The organism is Vicinamibacterales bacterium, assembly GCA_036496585.1.
GTDB lineage: Bacteria > Acidobacteriota > Vicinamibacteria > Vicinamibacterales > 2-12-FULL-66-21 > JAICSD01.
This window is the reverse complement of the sequence record DASXLB010000017.1, coordinates 1-16,565: the sequence shown is the minus strand read 5'-3', so window position 1 is coordinate 16,565 and position 16,565 is coordinate 1. Positions and strand designations below refer to the sequence as shown.

Below are 16,565 nucleotides of genomic sequence, written 5' to 3'. Positions count from 1 at the left end.
TACTGGCTTTGGATTCGAGCGTCGTCCTGTCGATGACGCGGGTGACATCAGTGCGACGGCGGCAGCGCCGCTCACGACGCTGAGCTTGCTTCGCATGCCGTCTCCCTCCTGGTGAGGGAGCACGATCCGTACCGGTTCAGCTCTTCAGGGCGATGAGCAATCCGTCGCGAACGGGAATGAGCGAGGTAATCCACGGCTGACGCTGCAGCAGCCGGGTCAGCTCCCGAACTCCCTGCGTATCGGCAGCCTGGTCGATGCCGTCGAGGACGCGACGGCTCCACAGCATATTGTCGACGATGAGCACTCCTCCGCGCCTGAGCTTGTCGTCGATGACCGGAAGCGATGCCGGATAGTCCTTCTTCATGATGTCGTTGAAGATGAGGTCGAACGGCCCGGCCGTTTCCCGCAGGGTGGCGACCGCCTCGGCGGCGTGATAGTGCACGACGTCGTCGAGCCCGAGCGCCGCGAGGTGACCGCGCGCCTTCTTCGAGAGGTCCTCGTCCCAGACGACGTGGTGCACTTCCCCGCCGCCGTTTTCCTTGACGGCTCGGGCGAAGAAGGCGGTCGAGTAGCCGTAACCGGAGCCGAGCTCGAAGATGCGGCGCGCGCCGATCATGCGCGCGATCTGATAACAGACGTGGGCGCACGCCGGCCCGACGATCGGGAAATCGTGTTCGGCCGCGTAGGCCTCCATGGCGAGAAGCTCGGGGTGTCGCGCGGGCACGAGCGAATCGAGGTACGCGGTCAGCGACGGGTCGAGGACGTCCGGCATCCCGCCATGATAGTCGACGGCAGCACTCTCCTTGACAACTTAGGAGAACGAGCGCACCATGCCTAATGCACTTAGGAGAATCCAATGGCTGAACAGGCGGACCTGCTGCCCGGGACGCTGGACATGCTGATTCTGAAGGCGGTGTCGCTTGGCGCCCTGCACGGCTACGGCGTGCTGCTGCGCATCGAGCAGATGACGCGCGGCGCGCTGCAGATCGAGCAGGGGGCGCTCTATCCGGCGCTCTACCGGCTGGAGCGGCAGGGGCTGCTCGACGCCGAATGGGGGACGTCGGACAACAACCGGCGCGCGAAGTTCTACACGCTGACGGCGGCGGGCCGAAAACGCCTGCGTGAAGAAACCGACAGCTGGAACCGCGCGGCCGCCGCCGTCGCGACGGCGCTCAAGGCACGCCCGTCGGAAGGCTGACGCGATGCTGGCCCGATTCCGCTCGCTCGCGAGGCACCTGCGGCGCCGAAGCGCCTTCGAGGACGCCATGGACGCCGAGATGCGGTTCCATCTCGAGAGCCGCACCGCCGATCTGGTCGGACGCGGTCTGCCGCCAGCCGAAGCCGCCCGTCAGGCTCGCCTCGAATTCGGATCGATCGAGAAGCAAAAGGACGAAGCGCGCGCCGGCGCCGGCTTGCGCCGGCTCGACGAGCTGGGCGGCGACCTGCGCTATGCCTGCCGCGGCTTCAGGCGCGACAAGACCTTCGCCGCCACCGCGATCGTGACCCTCGCGCTCGGCATCGGCGCCAACGCGGCGATCTTCACCCTGATCGACGCGCTGGTCCTGCGCGCGCTGCCGGTCAGCCGGCCCGGCGAGCTCGATCAGCTGGCGCTCGGGTCGAAGATCGATCAGCGCGGCGATCCGAGCTTCTCCTATCCGATGGTCCTGGCGCTCGACCGCGAGCGTGAGGTCTTCACCAGCGTCGCCGGCTTCAGCGGATTCTCGTTCTCCGAGGGCAGCGGCGCGTCGCCGCAGCGGGTATCCAGCGCCGTCGTCACCGGCCAGTTCTACGAGACGCTCGGCCTGCAACCGGCTGCCGGCCGTCTGCTCGAGGCCGCCGACGACCAGCCGGGCGCGCCGCTCGTGGCCGTGGCGAGCTTCGCCTATTGGCAGCGTGAGCGCGCCGGCAACCCGGCGGCCGTCGGCCAGCGCCTTCTGCTCAACGGCGTTCCCGTCGAGCTCGTCGGCGTCAGCCCGCGCGGGTTCACCGGCGCCAACGTCGGCGCCATGGCGGACATCACCGTGCCGGTCGCCGCGATCGCGCGGCTGACGCCGGCCATGTCGACACTGCTCGGCACGGGCAACACCTGGCTGCGCGTGCTGGCGCGGCGCCGCGGCGGCGTCACGCAGGAGCAGGCCGCGGCGCGACTCGCCGCCGCGTGGCCGCGCATCGCCGAAGCCGCCATCAATCCCGCGTGGTCGGGGGCCCGGAAGCGATCCGTGTCCGAGGCGATCGTGCGGTTCGGACCTGGCGCGACCGGATGGACGTACCTGCGCGAGCTGTATGTCACGCCGCTGCGCGTGCTGATGGCCGCGGCCTCGCTGGTGCTGCTTATCGCCTGCGCCAACGTCGCGAGCCTGCTGCTCGCACGAGCCTCGAGCCGCCGCCGGGAGACGGCCGTGCGCATGGCGCTCGGCGCCAGTCGCGCCCGGGTCATTCGGCAGCTTCTCGTCGAAAGCCTGATCCTGGCGCTCGTCGGCGCGGCGGCCGGCGTCGTGCTGGCGTGGGACGCGAGCCGGCTGCTCGTCGGCCTCATCTCCAGCGGCGGCTCTCCACTCGTCTTCGATCTCACGCCCAACTGGCGTCTGCTCGGCTACACGACGGCGGTCGCCTCAGGCACGGCGCTCCTCTTCGGCATCGCGCCGGCTTTTCACGCCACGGCGTGGGGCGCACATGCCGCCCTGAGAGACGACGCGCGAACCGGGAGCGCCCGCCAGCGGCTGCTGCCCTGGCTCGTAGCGGCGCAGATCGCGGTGTCGCTCGTGCTGCTGGTCGGCGCCGCGCTCTTCATCCGCACGCTGCGCAATCTGCAGACGCTGGATCCCGGCTTCAAGGCGGAGGGCGTCCTCTTCGTCGAATTCGAACGCGGTCCGGCGCGGGTACCGTCTACCGCGCTCGACGCGGTGCGGGCGATCCCAGGCGTCGTCTCCGCCAGCGTCGCGACGCACACGCCGCTGAGCGGCGCCTCTTGGGGGGATCCGCTGGTCCCGGCAGGCCAGCCCATTCCGGAGCGCGACACCGCCCTGCTCATCGGCGTCGCGCCCGGCTTCTTCCGGACGCTCGACATGACGCTCACCGCCGGGCGCGACTTCACCGATCGCGACCAACGCGAGAGTCCTGGCGTCGCCATCGTCAATCAGCGCTACGCCGATGCCTATTTTCCGCACGAGAACCCGATTGGCCACCACCTCGCGGGCACGGTCAATGGCGCGGCCCGCGATCTCGAGATCGTCGGCGTTGCACGCAACACCAACACCGGCAGCCTGCGGAGCACACCGCCGCGTACGGTGTATCTCCCCTACGCGCAGGTGATCGGAGCCACCTCGACAAACGTGGTCGTCCGCGCGACGGGATCGCTGATCGACGTCGCCGCAGCGCTGCGGCGGACGCTCCAACCGCTCGCGCCGGTGACGCCGCTCGAGGCGCGTCCGCTGTCGGACCAGGTGCGGGACGCGATCGGGCGCGAACACCTGATGGCGGTGCTTGCCGGCGCCTTTGGCGCGCTCGCGCTGACGCTGGCCGCGGTCGGCATCTACGGGTTGCTCGCGTTCGCGGTGGCGCGCCGCACCCGCGAGATCGGCATTCGCGTGGCGCTTGGCGCCAGGCGCGGCAGCGTCATTGCGCTGATGCTCCGTGCCGCGCAACTGCCGCTCGTCGCCGGCGTCGCGATCGGAGCGGTGGCGGCGTGGATCGCCGCGCGCGCCGTCGAGTCGATGCTCTTCGGGCTGACGCCGCACGATTCGCTGGCGCTGGGCGGCGCGATCGCCGTCCTGCTCGTCGTCGCCCACGTCGCCGCCTATCTGCCCGCGCGCCGGGCGGCGCGCGTCGATCCGCTCGTCGCGCTCAAGAGCGAGTAAGCCCTCGCCGCGTGCGCTATACGAGCACGCGAATGATGTCCGAACGCGTGATGATGAAAGTCTTGTCGGTCTTGAAGTCGCGGACCAGCACCGCCGGCATCGACGGCGTGATCATCGTGGACAGCAGATCGAGCGGCGTCGAGACGTCGACGAACGGGAATGCGGACTGCATGATCGATTCAACCGGTTCGGTCTTGATCTCGGAGTTCTTGACCAGCTCGCTGTAGAGGTGGGTCTCGTTGAGCGAGCCAACGAGACGGCCGTCGTGGGTAATCGAGATCTGCGAAAAATCGTGGTCGGCCATCAGCCGCACCGCCGCGTCTACCCGCTGGTGCCCTTCGATCGAGAGCAGTTCTCCCGACATGCCCGACGCGACCAGATCGCGCGCCGTCATGCCGCTCTTCTCGAAGAAACCCTTCTGGCGCATCCACTCGTCGTTGAACATCTTGCCCAGGTAGCGCGAGCCGTGATCGTGGAAGATCACCACGACGAGGTCCTTTTCCGAAAAGCGATCCTTGAGCTGCAGCAGCCCCGCCATCGCCGAGCCCGCCGAATTGCCGGCGAAGATGCCCTCCTCCCGCGCGATCCGCCGCGTCATCAAAGCCGCGTCCTTGTCGGTCACTTTCTCGAACGCGTCGACCACCGAAAAGTCGACGTTCCTGGGCAGGAAGTCCTCGCCGATGCCTTCGGTGATGTACGGATAGATCTCGTTCTTGTCGAGGATGCCGGTGTCCTTGTACTTCTTCAGGACCGAGCCGTAGGTATCGATACCCCAGACCTTGATCGCCGGGTTCTTCTCCTTCAGGTAGCGCCCGACTCCGCTGATCGTGCCGCCGGTCCCGACGCCGCAGACCAGGTGTGTGACCCGGCCTTCGGTCTGCGCCCAGATCTCTGGACCCGTCTGTTCGTAATGCGCGGCGGTGTTCGACAGGTTGTCGTACTGGTTCGCCTTCCAGGAGTTGGGTACCTCCTTCACCAGCCGCGACGACACCGAATAGTACGAACGCGGATCATCGGGATCGACGTTGGTCGGACAGACGATGACCTCGGCGCCGAACGCGCGCAGCGCGTCCGCCTTTTCGGGCGACTGCTTGTCGGTGGTGGTGAACACGCACGTATAGCCTTTGATGATCGCGGCAATCGCCAGGCCCATGCCGGTGTTGCCGGACGTCCCCTCGATGATCGTGCCGCCCGGCTTGAGCGCGCCGCTCCGCTCCGCGTCCTCGATCATCTTCACCGCCATGCGGTCCTTGATCGAGTTGCCGGGGTTGGTCGTCTCCACCTTGGCGTAGACGGCGCCGCGCACGCCCGCCGTGATGCGATTGATGCGAATGAGCGGCGTGTCGCCGATCGCCTCGAGGATGCTGTCGAAGACGCGCTTCTGCCTGTTCACGCTAACAGGATATCCGGCTTTCTAGCGCCGCGTGGTGAGCCGGTAGAGCAGCAGTGCGGCCCGCTTGGTCTGGCTGGGCAGCGTCGCCAGGTCCGCCGTTTCCTGCGGCGAGTGATCGTCGGTTCCCATAAGGCCGATGCCGTCGATGACGCTGTTCACCTGCGCGGAGATGAACGACACGTCGGCGGCGCCGGCGCGGTCGGGGCTGACCGCGGTCACACGGCCGAGGCCCAGGTCCTGGCTCGCCCGGTCGTAGTCGACGAGCAGCGCTTCATTGCCTGGCGTCGGCGCCAGCGCCGGGTAGCCGTCCGCGAAGGTCAGCACGGCCTGTGTCTGCGCCAGCGGCGCATCGGCGACGACCTGCTTCATGGCGTCGCGCGCATGCTGCAACTGTGTGGGCGACAGCGTGCGCAGATCGCCGATCGCCACCGCATGCTGCGCGATGACGTTGGTCTTGCCCGACGCGGTTCCCTTGGCCAACACGTCGTCGACATCCGCGGCCGTGCCGCCGGCGATCAGGCTGGGATTGAACGTGAGGTGCGCCTCGCCGGCTAGGTTGGTCCTGAAGCCGTCGACGATGCGCGCCAGCTCGTAGTTGGCGCCATAGCCGATGTCCGGGCGGAAGATCTGCGACGAGTGGCCGGTCTTCGCGGTGACGTCCAGCTTCCACGAGGAGGTGCCGCGCCGCGCCGTGACGGCATACTTCGGGTCGCCGGGGCCGTCCTCGAAGCCGAGCGCGTACTGCGCTCCCTGTGCGGCGTCGACCAGCGGCTTGCGGGCCAGCGCTTGCGGATCGCCCGCGTCCTCTTCGTCACCGGTCATCACCACGGTCACGTTCATCCGGTCGAGCGCGCCGGCCGCCTTCAGCGCCTTGAGCGCGAAGATGATGACGACGTCGCCACCTTTCATGTCGATGACGCCAGGGCCGCGGGCTTTGTCGCCGTCGAGACGCTGGAACTTCTGGAAGGGACTGTCAGGCTCGAACACGGTGTCGAGGTGGCCGATCAGGAGGATCTTCGGTCCGCCGCCAGGGTGCTCCGCGACGAGATGCCCGGCGCGCTTGAACGGCGTCCCGTCGACCCACGTCGTCGTGAAGCCGAGGCCGTCGAATTCCTTCCCGAAGGCGTCGCCAACCGCGCGCACGCCTGCGAAGTTGTGGGTACCGCTATTGACGTTGACGACCTGCTCGAGGAGTGCCAGCGCCGCCGGGTTGTTGGCGTCGACGGCCGAGACGATCGAACGCTCCGCCGGCGCCGAAATCTGCAGCGCCGCAAGGGCGACCGCGCCGGCGATCCACTTCATGTCGACGAGTGTACTTCGAAGTAGCCGGCCTCCTTGCGGTTCTCACTGGGTGCAGTGGCTCTGTGGGCGTTTGCGGTCCGACACGGGTTCGAATCCCCTTGGGGCCGCCACATCTTGTATGCGGGAGTAGAATCCGCGAATGCGAAGAGCCGGTCTCGTCCTTATCGGAGTCATCGCGCTGGGCTGCGTCACGTTTGCGAATCCCCTCGACGGTAACGTGCTGGGGTTTTGCCCTGTGTCTGAGGGGCCTAAGGCTATCGCCGTCGATACGATCGTCGGGTTGATCGATGCCGTGGCTGTCTGGTTCGTATACCGCGGCCTTCGCGGTTGATCCCAGCGTCCGCTACGCCGCCGGCGGCAGCGTGAACCGAATACATCTCTGACGGCTCCGGTTACCGATGTCCTTCAAACTCGAATACGTGCGTAAGCTCGTGCGTCAGCGCTTTGTCTCGACCACTACGCGGTTCGATGGGCAGCATGATGTGGTTGCGGTCTGGCGCTCGGGTTGCCCGAACAATTACGACCGCTTCTTGCTCGTTTTGTGGCAAATCGTGAGTGGTCGGCAGCAGAATAATCGGCACTTTGCCAGACACTTGGCGCTGCATATCGTGGCTGACGCGCTCGTAGGCCTGCTCTGCCTCGCGAGAGATTGAATTCAGATCGGGAGTTTTCGTGTAGTAAATCTCAAAGTGATCGGTCGATCGGACGTGCCACTCAGCGGTCGAGGCATTGAACTGAACCGCGACGAGACGCGTCGGCCCGCACAGCACGACGCCGAGGCCTAACACGGCCGCGTGGCGAAATCGAACCATAGAGCACCTCCATCGGCGCGACGTCTACAACTGCGCCGCGACGACGCGCGTAACGTCGATATCGTAGCGGCTACGCGGCCAGCGGAAACGTGAATCGAATACATCTCTGGCGCGACCCGTTGAAGCAGCGAACCCGTCGGGAAGCAGTCCGGTTACTGGCGCTGAAGCTGGAAATCGATGGTCGCCGGTGGCCCACTAAACGTCAGCGTGACGTCACGTTCCAACGGCTGATAGCCACCGGCCTGAATCAGGAGCCGATTCGTCCCTGGTGGAATCCCATACAGAACGAAAGTCCCGGCCGCAGGAGCGGTGGGCGGCGTGCACCACCCGCTGACTGGAAAGGCTGTGCCGGTTTGGGCGATGAAACCAGCGCTCAATCCGCTGATGACTTGAATGGTCGCTCCGTTGATGGCGCCAGCCACAGGGTCCGACCCAGCGTAGACGCGTCCCACCAGCACAAATGTCGGTAGCGGTGACGAGACACCCGGAAACACGCCGACCCCCTGACATCCGCTCTCCATCTGTGGAACCTGTGCGCGAAGATTCGTGTAGCTCCCTGTCAGAAACGTCTGCGGCGCAACGACGCTGCCAGGCGCTACGAGCTGCACGATGGAGCTATCGACGGACCACGTCGCGCTCGCGGTGACGTCCGTGGGCGTCCCGGCACACGGAGAGGCGCCGCATGACACGGAGGCCCTGCACTTTAAGGTCGAGTCTGTCGGCGCGTCGCATGCGATCGCAATGGACGGCACGGGCGTCTTGTCGGGGCCGGTGGACGGCGCTCCGCCGCAACGAGCGGCCGCAATTGCGCCCAGGAAAACGACGACAAATCGACGGAATTTCGGCATATCCCGATCGACGTACGCTATCGGCCAGCGTTTTGCGCAGAAGGCCATAGCCTCACCGTCGGCAATCGATCACCGACCTTTAGAAGTGCGGATCACCCAGCCGAACCACACGAACATCGTGGCCATCAGGCTGAGACGGTAGGCTGGGCGACTCCACATGCCCATACTGGACAGCCAAAGCAGCCCGCCCAGAACGAACGTCGGCCCCAGAAGCGCGAAACGGTGGATCGTCTACCTCTTTCGTCGGGTCACCCCGTGCGGGGCGCTGCCCGCACTCTACCACCGAGCGCCCACCACCGCAGTCGCTACGCCACCAGCGGCAGCGTGAACCGAATACATCTCTGGCGCGACCCGTTGGGGACGCCAAACCTTATTCGGTCCGTTCTTCGGGCTCCCCACGCACAGTCAGGCCGCCGCGTTTCTCCATTCACGAGTGGGCGCGCCCCGTTAATCCTTCACACAACGGGCGGAAATGGCGCTCTGCTTCTCGCCAGCCGCCTGACGATAAAGCGCTGAACTGCCCTTGCCAAAGTTATAGAAAGGTGCGGTGGCCGGGTCATTTTCGGATGCCGTCCAGTAAAATCCGTGCGCCTCCAACCGTGAGTACGTTCCATCAAGCTCGCGGATGCCACCCAGCACGGCGTCGAAACCCGACGTGCCTCCACTCGAGAGCACGGTGTACGACGCGTTGCCCTTGTCAGCCGAATCGTTGCCGAGCCCACCATAATGCGTCGCCATCTGCCGCCATTCGTCGTCGGTCGGCAGCCGCCATCCATCTCCCAATGATTGACATGCTCGGCGCGCCGACTCCCACGTGTACAACCGGCCGTACCGACGGCAATTCCGTTGCGCATCGTCATAACAATAGGATGGCGACGTGTCGACGTCCAGATTCGCAGCCGTCCACTCTTTGCCGTCGGCCATTCGCTTCGAGGAGTGCATCGTGCCAACTCCGCTGCCGGCCATCTGGTCCTGCGCCGACACGCGCACCAGCGAGGCGGTGACAGATCCGAAGGCCACACTCAGCACGATTAACGCGGCACGAACGCGAATCGGCCTGATCCCGCCCTTCATGCCCGTCATATACCCTCCATCAGAAGCTACTATGCAGCCGCCCAGCCTTCGATGAAATGGTCGATCTCCCAAGCGGCCTCGACTGCCTACCAATCTCACATCCCCTTGAAGAGGCCACGTTCGATGGGAAGCAAAGGCCGGCGTAGCACGCTCAGCGCTCAATCGAGACGTTTGACGTAACGGACGGTCTCGACCGCGAATCCGCCGCGCTCATACGCACGCCGCGCTCGGTCGTTCCCTTCGAACACGTTGAGCGTCAGCGCCGGGTAACCCTGGGTGCGCGCCCAGTCCTCCGCCGCCCGCAGCAATGCGGCACCGATGCCGCGCCTCTCGGCCGCCTCGATGACCGCGATCATCCCGAGATGCCCGTGGCGCTCGCCGGTGAAGTAGTCGGTGTGATGTTCGAGAAACGCGAAGCCGGCGGGACGGCCGTTGAGCTCGCCGACGAGCAGCCCGGCGCCCTGCATGCCGCCGTCGAAAAACTCGTCGAGGCAGCGGACTTCGCCCGCGACGACCTCCGCTGCCGTGCGCCACGCCGGCGGCCCGAAGTCGGCGAAGCGGCGCGCCGTCTCGACGACGAAGTCGCGATCGGCGGCCGTGCCGCTCCGAACGGTAACGATCACCGGGCTGAAAAGCCGGCCTACTTCTTGGCCGGCGCCTGGCCAGGCAACGGGTTGTCGCTGTTGTAGATCGCGTGCGTAATCAGCCAGCCGCTGGCGTCCTTCTTCAGCAGGACGATGTACTTGCCCGTGTCGTCGATCATGCCGCCCCCCTTCATCACCATCAGCGTCTGCTTGTAGGTGCCGATCTCGTAGGCGGTGTCGCCGAGCACTTTCGTCTCGGTGGCGGCGAGGGAGAAGCCGTGGTTCATGAACTGCTGCGCGAACGACTTGTGGAACGCCTCGATCGCGGCGCGCCCCTTCGCGGCCGGCGCATTCGGCGGCATCTCCGTGCCATCGGCGGTGAAGAGTTTCGCGATCGCCGCGGCGTCCTGGGCGGCGACAGATTTCTCGAACGCGGTGCGCGTCTTCGCGATGCCGGCCGTTTCCGGGTTCGCCTGCGCGGAAGCGCCGGTGGCCGCCAGCGTCAGCGCCGCCAGGGTGAGAGTGAGGTTCCGAATCACTTGATCTCCTCCATTGTCATCGAAATCCTGGTCGTATTCTTGATCGTCGTCGGGCGCCCGTCGGGCCCCGACGCGGTCATCGTGGACGCCAACTCCGTGATCATCGAGGCGGAGCGGATGCGCCCGGCGGCAACGTCGAAAGTCAGCGTTCCGGATCCGTGGCTGTCGCCGAGCTTCATCGTCATGCCGGAGGGCCCCATCGGCGGGGAACTCTCCTGCTTCAGCGCAAGTGCGACGTCGATCGTCGCGACATCTCCCTCGATGCTCTTGAGCGTCAACGTCTGTGTTCCGGCAATCCTGCCGGTCGCCTCACTGCCGAGGCTCACCTGTGCCGTCCACGATTCGCCCGGCTTTACCGACTGAGACGGCAGGCGGGGGAAGCTCTGCTCGAGCGAGGAACGGATGGCGCCCTCACTCAACACCGCTCTCAGCGTCTGCGCCGCCTGCGCCGACGCGCGCTGCTGCGGCGGCAGGTTCTGGACGATCTTGTCGAGCGCCTTCTGGACGCCGTCGATCCGCTGCACGGCGCCGTCTGGCGCCACCGTGACGCTCAGTGTCGCGCCGACGATGCCGCCAAACACGGTCGCCAGCGGGGCCGACGACTCGTCCGGGGTGGCCTGGGGAACGGCGCTGTCGTAGGCCGCCTTCCCCATTGGCGTGGTCATCTCGACTTTCACGGCTTCGATGGTCTGCTGCAGTGTGGTGGTGCCGTCGGGCGCCACCGCGGCCGGCAACAGCCTGACGCGCTGGGTCATGGTCTGCCCCAGCGTCACGTCGCCTGCGCCCGGCATGCCGCTCATCGTGCTGTCGGTCTTGAGATTCGTTTCGTACGCGACGGGCTCACCCTGCTTCCAACGGTACTGCAGCGTCGTCTGCGCCAGTGCGAGCAGCGGCGCCACGACGAGCGCGACACCGGCGATCCACGTCCGCACGGCCTACCGCTCCTGCTGCGGACTGGTCGTCGGGGCGCGCGGCGCCTGGCGGCCGGCGTCCAGATCGTTCCAGTTCAGGATGGTGTTGAAGCCGAGAAAGAAATTTCCCTGCGTCTGCCACCGCCAGTACGGACGGTTGGCGAACATGACGACGTGCCCCTTGCCGATCGGTGCGTCGACGACCACCGCGCGTCCGGCGAGCGCCTGCCCGCCGACGAGCACGCCCGACAGGAGCATGTCGTTCGGGTCGGTCGGAAACGACAGCAGCACCCGGGGCGCCGCCGTGGTCGGCGCGCCGCCGCGGCCACCGAATCCGCCGCCCCCGCCGCCGCGCCCGCCACCGCGGCCGCCGCGGCCGGCATTCTCCGCCACCGCTGGCGTCCCTGCCATCGTCGGCGCGCCGCCTTCAAGCGTCGTGAGCTTGGGCGGAACGGATTGCGGCTGCATGTTGAAGCTGCCAGGCCCGCCGTCGACGGCCGCGCCGCCGCGTGCGCCGGCGCCACGGCCGCCGCCCGCCACCGCGAGCACCGGCGCCTGGTTGAAGTACACCGCGAGCGCGTTCTGGTCGTACCCGTAGGTCACGGGACTCGTCTTGTCGGCGACGATCGCCTTCAGCACTGAGCCGCGAACGAAGAGTCCCTCAGCGGGCTCGACCGTCACCCCCGGCGTGAGGTTGAAGTCGGGAAAGATGGTCGACGTGCCCCCTTCGGTGATCAGCACGCCCCCCTGTTGCACGAACTTGTAAAGCTCCTGCAGGCCGTCGTAGCCAAGGCCGCCTCGCATGTCGTCGGTGGAATCCTCGATGCCGAGGTGCGGCGTGTCGTCGGTCTTCTTGTACGGCCGCGGCTCGTTGCCGCTGACGCCGCCGTAGACCAGCGCCTGGCCGCTGCCGCCGGCGTGCGGGAAGATGACGACATCGTACTTGTCGCGAAGACCGCCCTGACGCACCAGGTTGTCGCCGAAATAGGTGTAGGGCACCTTGAACTTGTCGAGCGCCATCCGGACCCAGCCCTCGTCCTGCGTGCTCGTCCAGGTATGGATGTAGCCGATGCGGGGAACGTCGAGGTCGTGCTGCGCCACGGCGGGCGCTGCCGCGACCGCGAACGCCGACAGTCCAAGCTCACGGATCGACGGCTCGAGCGCCGCGCGATCGGCGTTGGCGATGATGAAGCTGCCGGCGGAGAAGTGGTGGCCGCCGGCCTCGAACGGCTGCTCGGCGGCGGTCATCTTCAGAGCCGCGTGCGTGAAGCGGAACGTCACCAGGGTGTTGTCGGTGTTGTTGTCGACGATCAGCACCGGGCCGGTACCGCTGATCGCGCCCGGCACGGTGAAATCGGCGGCGGCCAGCGTCATCGGCTGCGACAGGATCGTCTTGTCGGCGACGGCGGTCGCCTTCACGTTCCTGAGCAGCGGAATCGCCCAGCCGGTGTCGTCGTAGGGCCGCGGGTTGTCGGGCGAATAGAACTGCACGCCGAGCAGCGTCTCGACGATCGCGCCGTACGGCTGGTCGAGGCGGACGATATAGTCGCCGGGCGCCACCTGGAGATTGCCAATCGCAAACGCGCTGTTCGCCGTGTGGACCTCGGCGCCTTCGCGGCGAACCAGGTTCATCAGCTCGGCCGCCTCGACCCGGCGTCTTTGAGCGGCCGGCACCACGTACGCGTAGGGCGCTTTCGTCTGGCCGCGCTCGATCGTGTGCTTGTTCTTCAGGTAGTAGTTCTCGAGGAACGTCTCTTTGTTCTTCGCGACGTTGTTCATCGTGATCAGGATGGCGCTCTCCTGCATGTTCACGTTGGCGCGCGGCCCCCACATGACGTCGTTGGGCGTCGGGTTCGGGCGGTACCACTCGCGGCTCTGGTTCGGCGAGACCGTGTAGTTCTGGCCGTTGAACGACTGCGTCTCGTAGAAGCGGCCGATCGAGTTGTGGGTGACGCCGATCCAGAACATGTAGTTCGGGACCCAGCCGTCGTAGTAGTTGTAGGTCCACACGCCCGGCACGTTGCGCTTGGCCATCTCCATCATTTCGTTCTGGGCCAGCAGCCACCATTCATTGATCTGAATCGGGTCGACCACCGTGTTATAGGGGCCGGTGCCGGTCGAGACATAGAGCAGCGTCACCGACTCGTGCAGGTCGTGGAACACGGTCGGGTGCCAGTCGAGAAAGCTCTTGAGGATGTTCTGCGTCAGGTGAAGGCCGACGCCGATGCCGTCGCGGTTGTTGTCGTGCTGCACGTACTGGCCCCAGTAGACGAGGCCCGGCTGCGGCTTGCCTGGGTTCTTGAGACTCCAGTTGAAGTTGTCGACGACCTTCTCGCGGCCGTCCACTTCGGTCGCCGGCGTCAGCACGACGATGGCGTTGTTGCGGATTGTCTGGATGAAGGCCGATTCCTCCACCGCCAGGCGGAACGCCAGCTCGATCAGCATCTCGGGGCTGCCGGTCTCTGGCGTGTGGATGCTGCCCGTTGCGTAGTAGATCGGCTTCCCGGTCGCGATCAGCTGCTTCGCCTCGGCGTCCTGCAGCTTGCGCGGGTCGGTCAGCTTCGCGGTGATGGCTTTGTACTTATCGAGCTGCTTGATCGTTGCGTCGTCCGCAATCGCGAGCGCGACCATCTCGCGACCCTCTTCGCTCTTGCCGAGCCTGAAGAGTTTTACTCTCGACGACGCTTTTTCCAGCGCTTCGTAGTAGCGGACGATGTCGGCATGGTAGGAGAGGTGACCGGGCTCGCCGGGCACGTAACCGAAGAACTTCAGCGGTGAGGGGACCTTGTCGGACACCGGCATGTGATCGACCAGCTCGGTGATGATCCGCGGATCGGACGTCGCCTTCTTGATCCGGGCGGTGTAGTCCTCGTCGATCTTCTGCGGCGTCGCCGTGACGCGTGGGCCCTGTGCGAACGCGGGCGCCGTGATCGCTCCTGCCAGCAGCACACCGCCGGCGAGTGCCTTCAACCTCATCGCTGTCCTCCACGAAAACCGTGGAGGAGTATATCGCGCAGCGAGCGGACGGGAGGCTCGGCGGCAGTCCCGCTGGGACCGCCGCCGTCATTGAATCGTCCGCGAATGGTCCGCGCTCAGCGGACCCTGAGCGACTGGATGTTCCCGGCCGACAGGTTGCCGCTGACCTGCGCGACGACGCTGCCGTCGGGCGCCGTGACGACCACCCTGAACGTGTCCGCGCGGCCAGGTTCCCCGGCATCGACGGCGAAGACCGAGTAGCGGTAGCCGCCGTGTCCCTTCCAGGCGCCCGTGCCCGTGAACTGAACCGTGTCGGCCAGCGGCCGCCGCGAGTGCCCGGGCTGGACGTGCGGATCGTCGGTGAAGGCGACGGCACCGATCGTCAAGCCGACGAAGGCGCTGGTGCTGCCGTGTGGACCGTTCACGGCGAAGGCGAAGCCACCGCCGTCGCGCGAGCCGTGCTCGAAGACGTCGAACGCGAACTCATAGCGTGTACTGCCCTGGTCCACGCGCCCCGCACCCCGCATGTGGCCCGGTGTCGACGCGGCCGCCGAGACGCGCACGACGAACGACGCGGCGCGCGCATTGCCCCGGCTGTCAGACGCCGTGCACGTGACGGTCGTGTCGCCGACCGGGAACAGCCCGGATGGCGCGCAGGACACCGGACGCGACCCGTCGACGGCATCGGTCGCGGTGACGGGCGGCAGCGGAACGACCGCGCCCGACGGACTCGTCGCCGTGGCCGTGATCGGCGCCGACGGCACCCCGCCGAGGACGGGACCGGTCGTGTCGGTGACGGTCAGCGACACGTTGGCGGTGGCGGTGCCCCCTCTCCCGTCGCTCACCGTGACCACCGCGAGGTAGGTCTGAGACGTGGCCCCCGCCGGCGGCGGCAGCGTCACGGTCAGCGACGAGCCCGTGCCGCTGACCGCGCCGCTCCAGGTCAGCGTCAACGGGTCGCTGTCGGGGTCGGACGCGGACGCCGTGACCGTGAACGTCGCGCCCGCGGCGCTGGTGGCCTCGGCCGTCTGTGCCGGTCCCGTCGCGACGGTCGGCGCCCGATTGGCGGAGCCCGGCGCCACGAACTGCAGCGCGTTGGCCATCAGCCTGGCGCCGTCGGTCGAGGCGTCCCAGAAATCCTGGCGCGCGTCGCTCGACGGCGGATAGAAGTTCAAGCCGACGGTCAGCGCCTTGGGCGGGCAGCCCACCACGACGAGAGGCACGCCGTTGCTCCAGTGCGCCACGACCTGCCCGCATGGGGGAACCGTGATCGCCGAATGGAACAGGATGGCGGTCCCGCCGTTGAAGCTGGCCACGCCGGTCAGAAGGGGATGCGCCGGGACGTCGGCGACGAGCGTCAGGCCCGCGTCGAATCCGGAGTCGGCGCTGGTGAAGGCCGCGTAGCCGCCGGATTGCCAGCGGCCGGCCAGCCGCAGCTCGGCGAAGGGACTGCCGCTATAGAACGCGAACTCGGCCTGCACGACTCCCTTGCCGAGGTCCGCGTAATCGGCGAGCACGTCCCCGAGTGCATCGGCGTCCAGGTAGGACGAGTTCGACCACGTCAGCACGGCGTCGTAGGGCCTGAGCTCGTCGAGTGTCGGCGTCGCCACGCTCGCGTCGAACACGTCAACAGCCGTCAGCTGGTGGGTGTTCACGAGCTTGGCCCGCACATCAGTCACGAATGCGGGATCCTCGGCTGCGACGATCAGGACCTTCTGCGCGAACGCGTCGGTCGAAGCCGCGATGATAGCCGCGATGGTTCCGCAGACGATGAGGCCGGTACGGAAGAACGCTTTCATGATGGTGCTCCTTGCGCCATGCTGGGGACCTTTATGATACGTGAACGTCCATTAACGTCAATAGATTTCTAAACACTTACAAAGATGAATGACTATGACGGACTTGGAATTACGATGTGTGCGGTCGCGGCACACGCGGGTGACGATCCGCACCGACGTGGCCCATCAGGTGAGGCAGCGGGAGACGCCGCCTCACCTGATGGGACGCATCGGCGCGACGTCGATGTCGGTGATATTCGTCGGCCAGCTGCTCGGCCTCGTGCTGTCGGGGATGCTGGCGCAGCGGATTGGTGTGCGCGACGTGTTCTTCCTGTGCGCGCGGCTGGGGCTCGTGCTGACCGGCGCTGGCAAGTGGCTGCGCGGCACCGAGCGCCGCGCGGCCACGTGAGAGGACGTCCGACTCAGTACTTCTTCCAGCTGAAGGATGTCAGCAGCGGATTGCCGGTGCTCTCCGATGAAAACATCGACGA

General features: G+C 66.7%; 13 protein-coding genes. 3 read left to right on the top strand and 10 right to left on the bottom strand.

Translation table 11 applies throughout. The annotated features are described in order from the left end of the window. Positions 1-136: 136 nt before the first annotated feature. Complete coding sequence (locus tag VGI12_05200) at positions 137-772, bottom strand: O-methyltransferase (GenBank protein ID HEY2432054.1); 636 nt, start codon at positions 770-772, stop codon at positions 137-139. An 84-nt stretch (positions 773-856) separates the two neighbouring features. Here VGI12_05200 and VGI12_05195 point away from each other — a divergent pair, with 84 nt between their 5' ends. Both VGI12_05195 and VGI12_05190 read left to right on the top strand, forming a co-directional pair. After that, positions 857-1,198 (top strand): PadR family transcriptional regulator, encoded by a 342-nt coding sequence (locus VGI12_05195; protein HEY2432053.1) that lies wholly within the window; start codon positions 857-859, stop codon positions 1,196-1,198. Between the two features lie 4 nt (positions 1,199-1,202). Continuing rightward, on the top strand, positions 1,203-3,857 hold the full coding sequence (locus VGI12_05190; protein HEY2432052.1) for an ABC transporter permease: 2,655 nt from the start codon (positions 1,203-1,205) through the stop codon (positions 3,855-3,857). 16 nt (positions 3,858-3,873) lie between these two features. Here VGI12_05190 and VGI12_05185 read toward each other — a convergent pair whose 3' ends face one another. From VGI12_05185 to VGI12_05145, 9 genes are all read right to left on the bottom strand, one after another. Further along, a complete protein-coding gene (locus tag VGI12_05185) occupies positions 3,874-5,250 on the bottom strand; it encodes a pyridoxal-phosphate dependent enzyme (GenBank protein ID HEY2432051.1) in 1,377 nt (458 codons plus the stop codon). 21 nt (positions 5,251-5,271) lie between these two features. Next, a complete protein-coding gene (locus VGI12_05180; GenBank protein HEY2432050.1) occupies positions 5,272-6,552 on the bottom strand; it encodes a M20/M25/M40 family metallo-hydrolase in 1,281 nt (426 codons plus the stop codon). A 392-nt stretch (positions 6,553-6,944) separates the two neighbouring features. Continuing rightward, positions 6,945-7,364, bottom strand: a complete 420-nt coding sequence (locus tag VGI12_05175) for a hypothetical protein (GenBank protein ID HEY2432049.1) — start codon at positions 7,362-7,364, stop codon at positions 6,945-6,947. Positions 7,365-8,659: 1,295 nt separating this feature from the next. Next, positions 8,660-9,286 carry an FISUMP domain-containing protein gene (locus VGI12_05170; GenBank protein ID HEY2432048.1) on the bottom strand — a complete coding sequence of 209 codons (627 nt, stop codon included), beginning with the start codon at positions 9,284-9,286 and terminating at the stop codon, positions 8,660-8,662. Positions 9,287-9,444: 158 nt separating this feature from the next. Next, on the bottom strand, positions 9,445-9,909 hold the full coding sequence (locus VGI12_05165) for a GNAT family N-acetyltransferase (GenBank protein HEY2432047.1): 465 nt from the start codon (positions 9,907-9,909) through the stop codon (positions 9,445-9,447). 17 nt (positions 9,910-9,926) lie between these two features. After that, the gene (locus tag VGI12_05160; protein HEY2432046.1) at positions 9,927-10,409 is read right to left on the bottom strand and encodes a nuclear transport factor 2 family protein; all 483 of its coding nucleotides are present in this window, start codon (positions 10,407-10,409) and stop codon (positions 9,927-9,929) included. Further along, positions 10,406-11,341 carry a DUF6263 family protein gene (locus tag VGI12_05155; protein HEY2432045.1) on the bottom strand — a complete coding sequence of 312 codons (936 nt, stop codon included), beginning with the start codon at positions 11,339-11,341 and terminating at the stop codon, positions 10,406-10,408. Before VGI12_05155 ends, VGI12_05160 begins: the two co-directional genes overlap by 4 nt. A 3-nt stretch (positions 11,342-11,344) precedes the next feature. Beyond that, positions 11,345-14,296: a M14 family zinc carboxypeptidase gene (locus tag VGI12_05150; protein ID HEY2432044.1), complete on the bottom strand. Its 2,952-nt coding sequence runs from the start codon at positions 14,294-14,296 to the stop codon at positions 11,345-11,347. A gap of 116 nt (positions 14,297-14,412) precedes the next feature. Next, a complete protein-coding gene (locus VGI12_05145; protein HEY2432043.1) occupies positions 14,413-16,095 on the bottom strand; it encodes an HYR domain-containing protein in 1,683 nt (560 codons plus the stop codon). 118 nt (positions 16,096-16,213) lie between these two features. On the opposite strand from VGI12_05145, the gene VGI12_05140 reads away from it, so the two are divergent. Further along, complete coding sequence (locus VGI12_05140; GenBank protein ID HEY2432042.1) at positions 16,214-16,483, top strand: hypothetical protein; 270 nt, start codon at positions 16,214-16,216, stop codon at positions 16,481-16,483. Positions 16,484-16,565 lie beyond the last annotated feature (82 nt).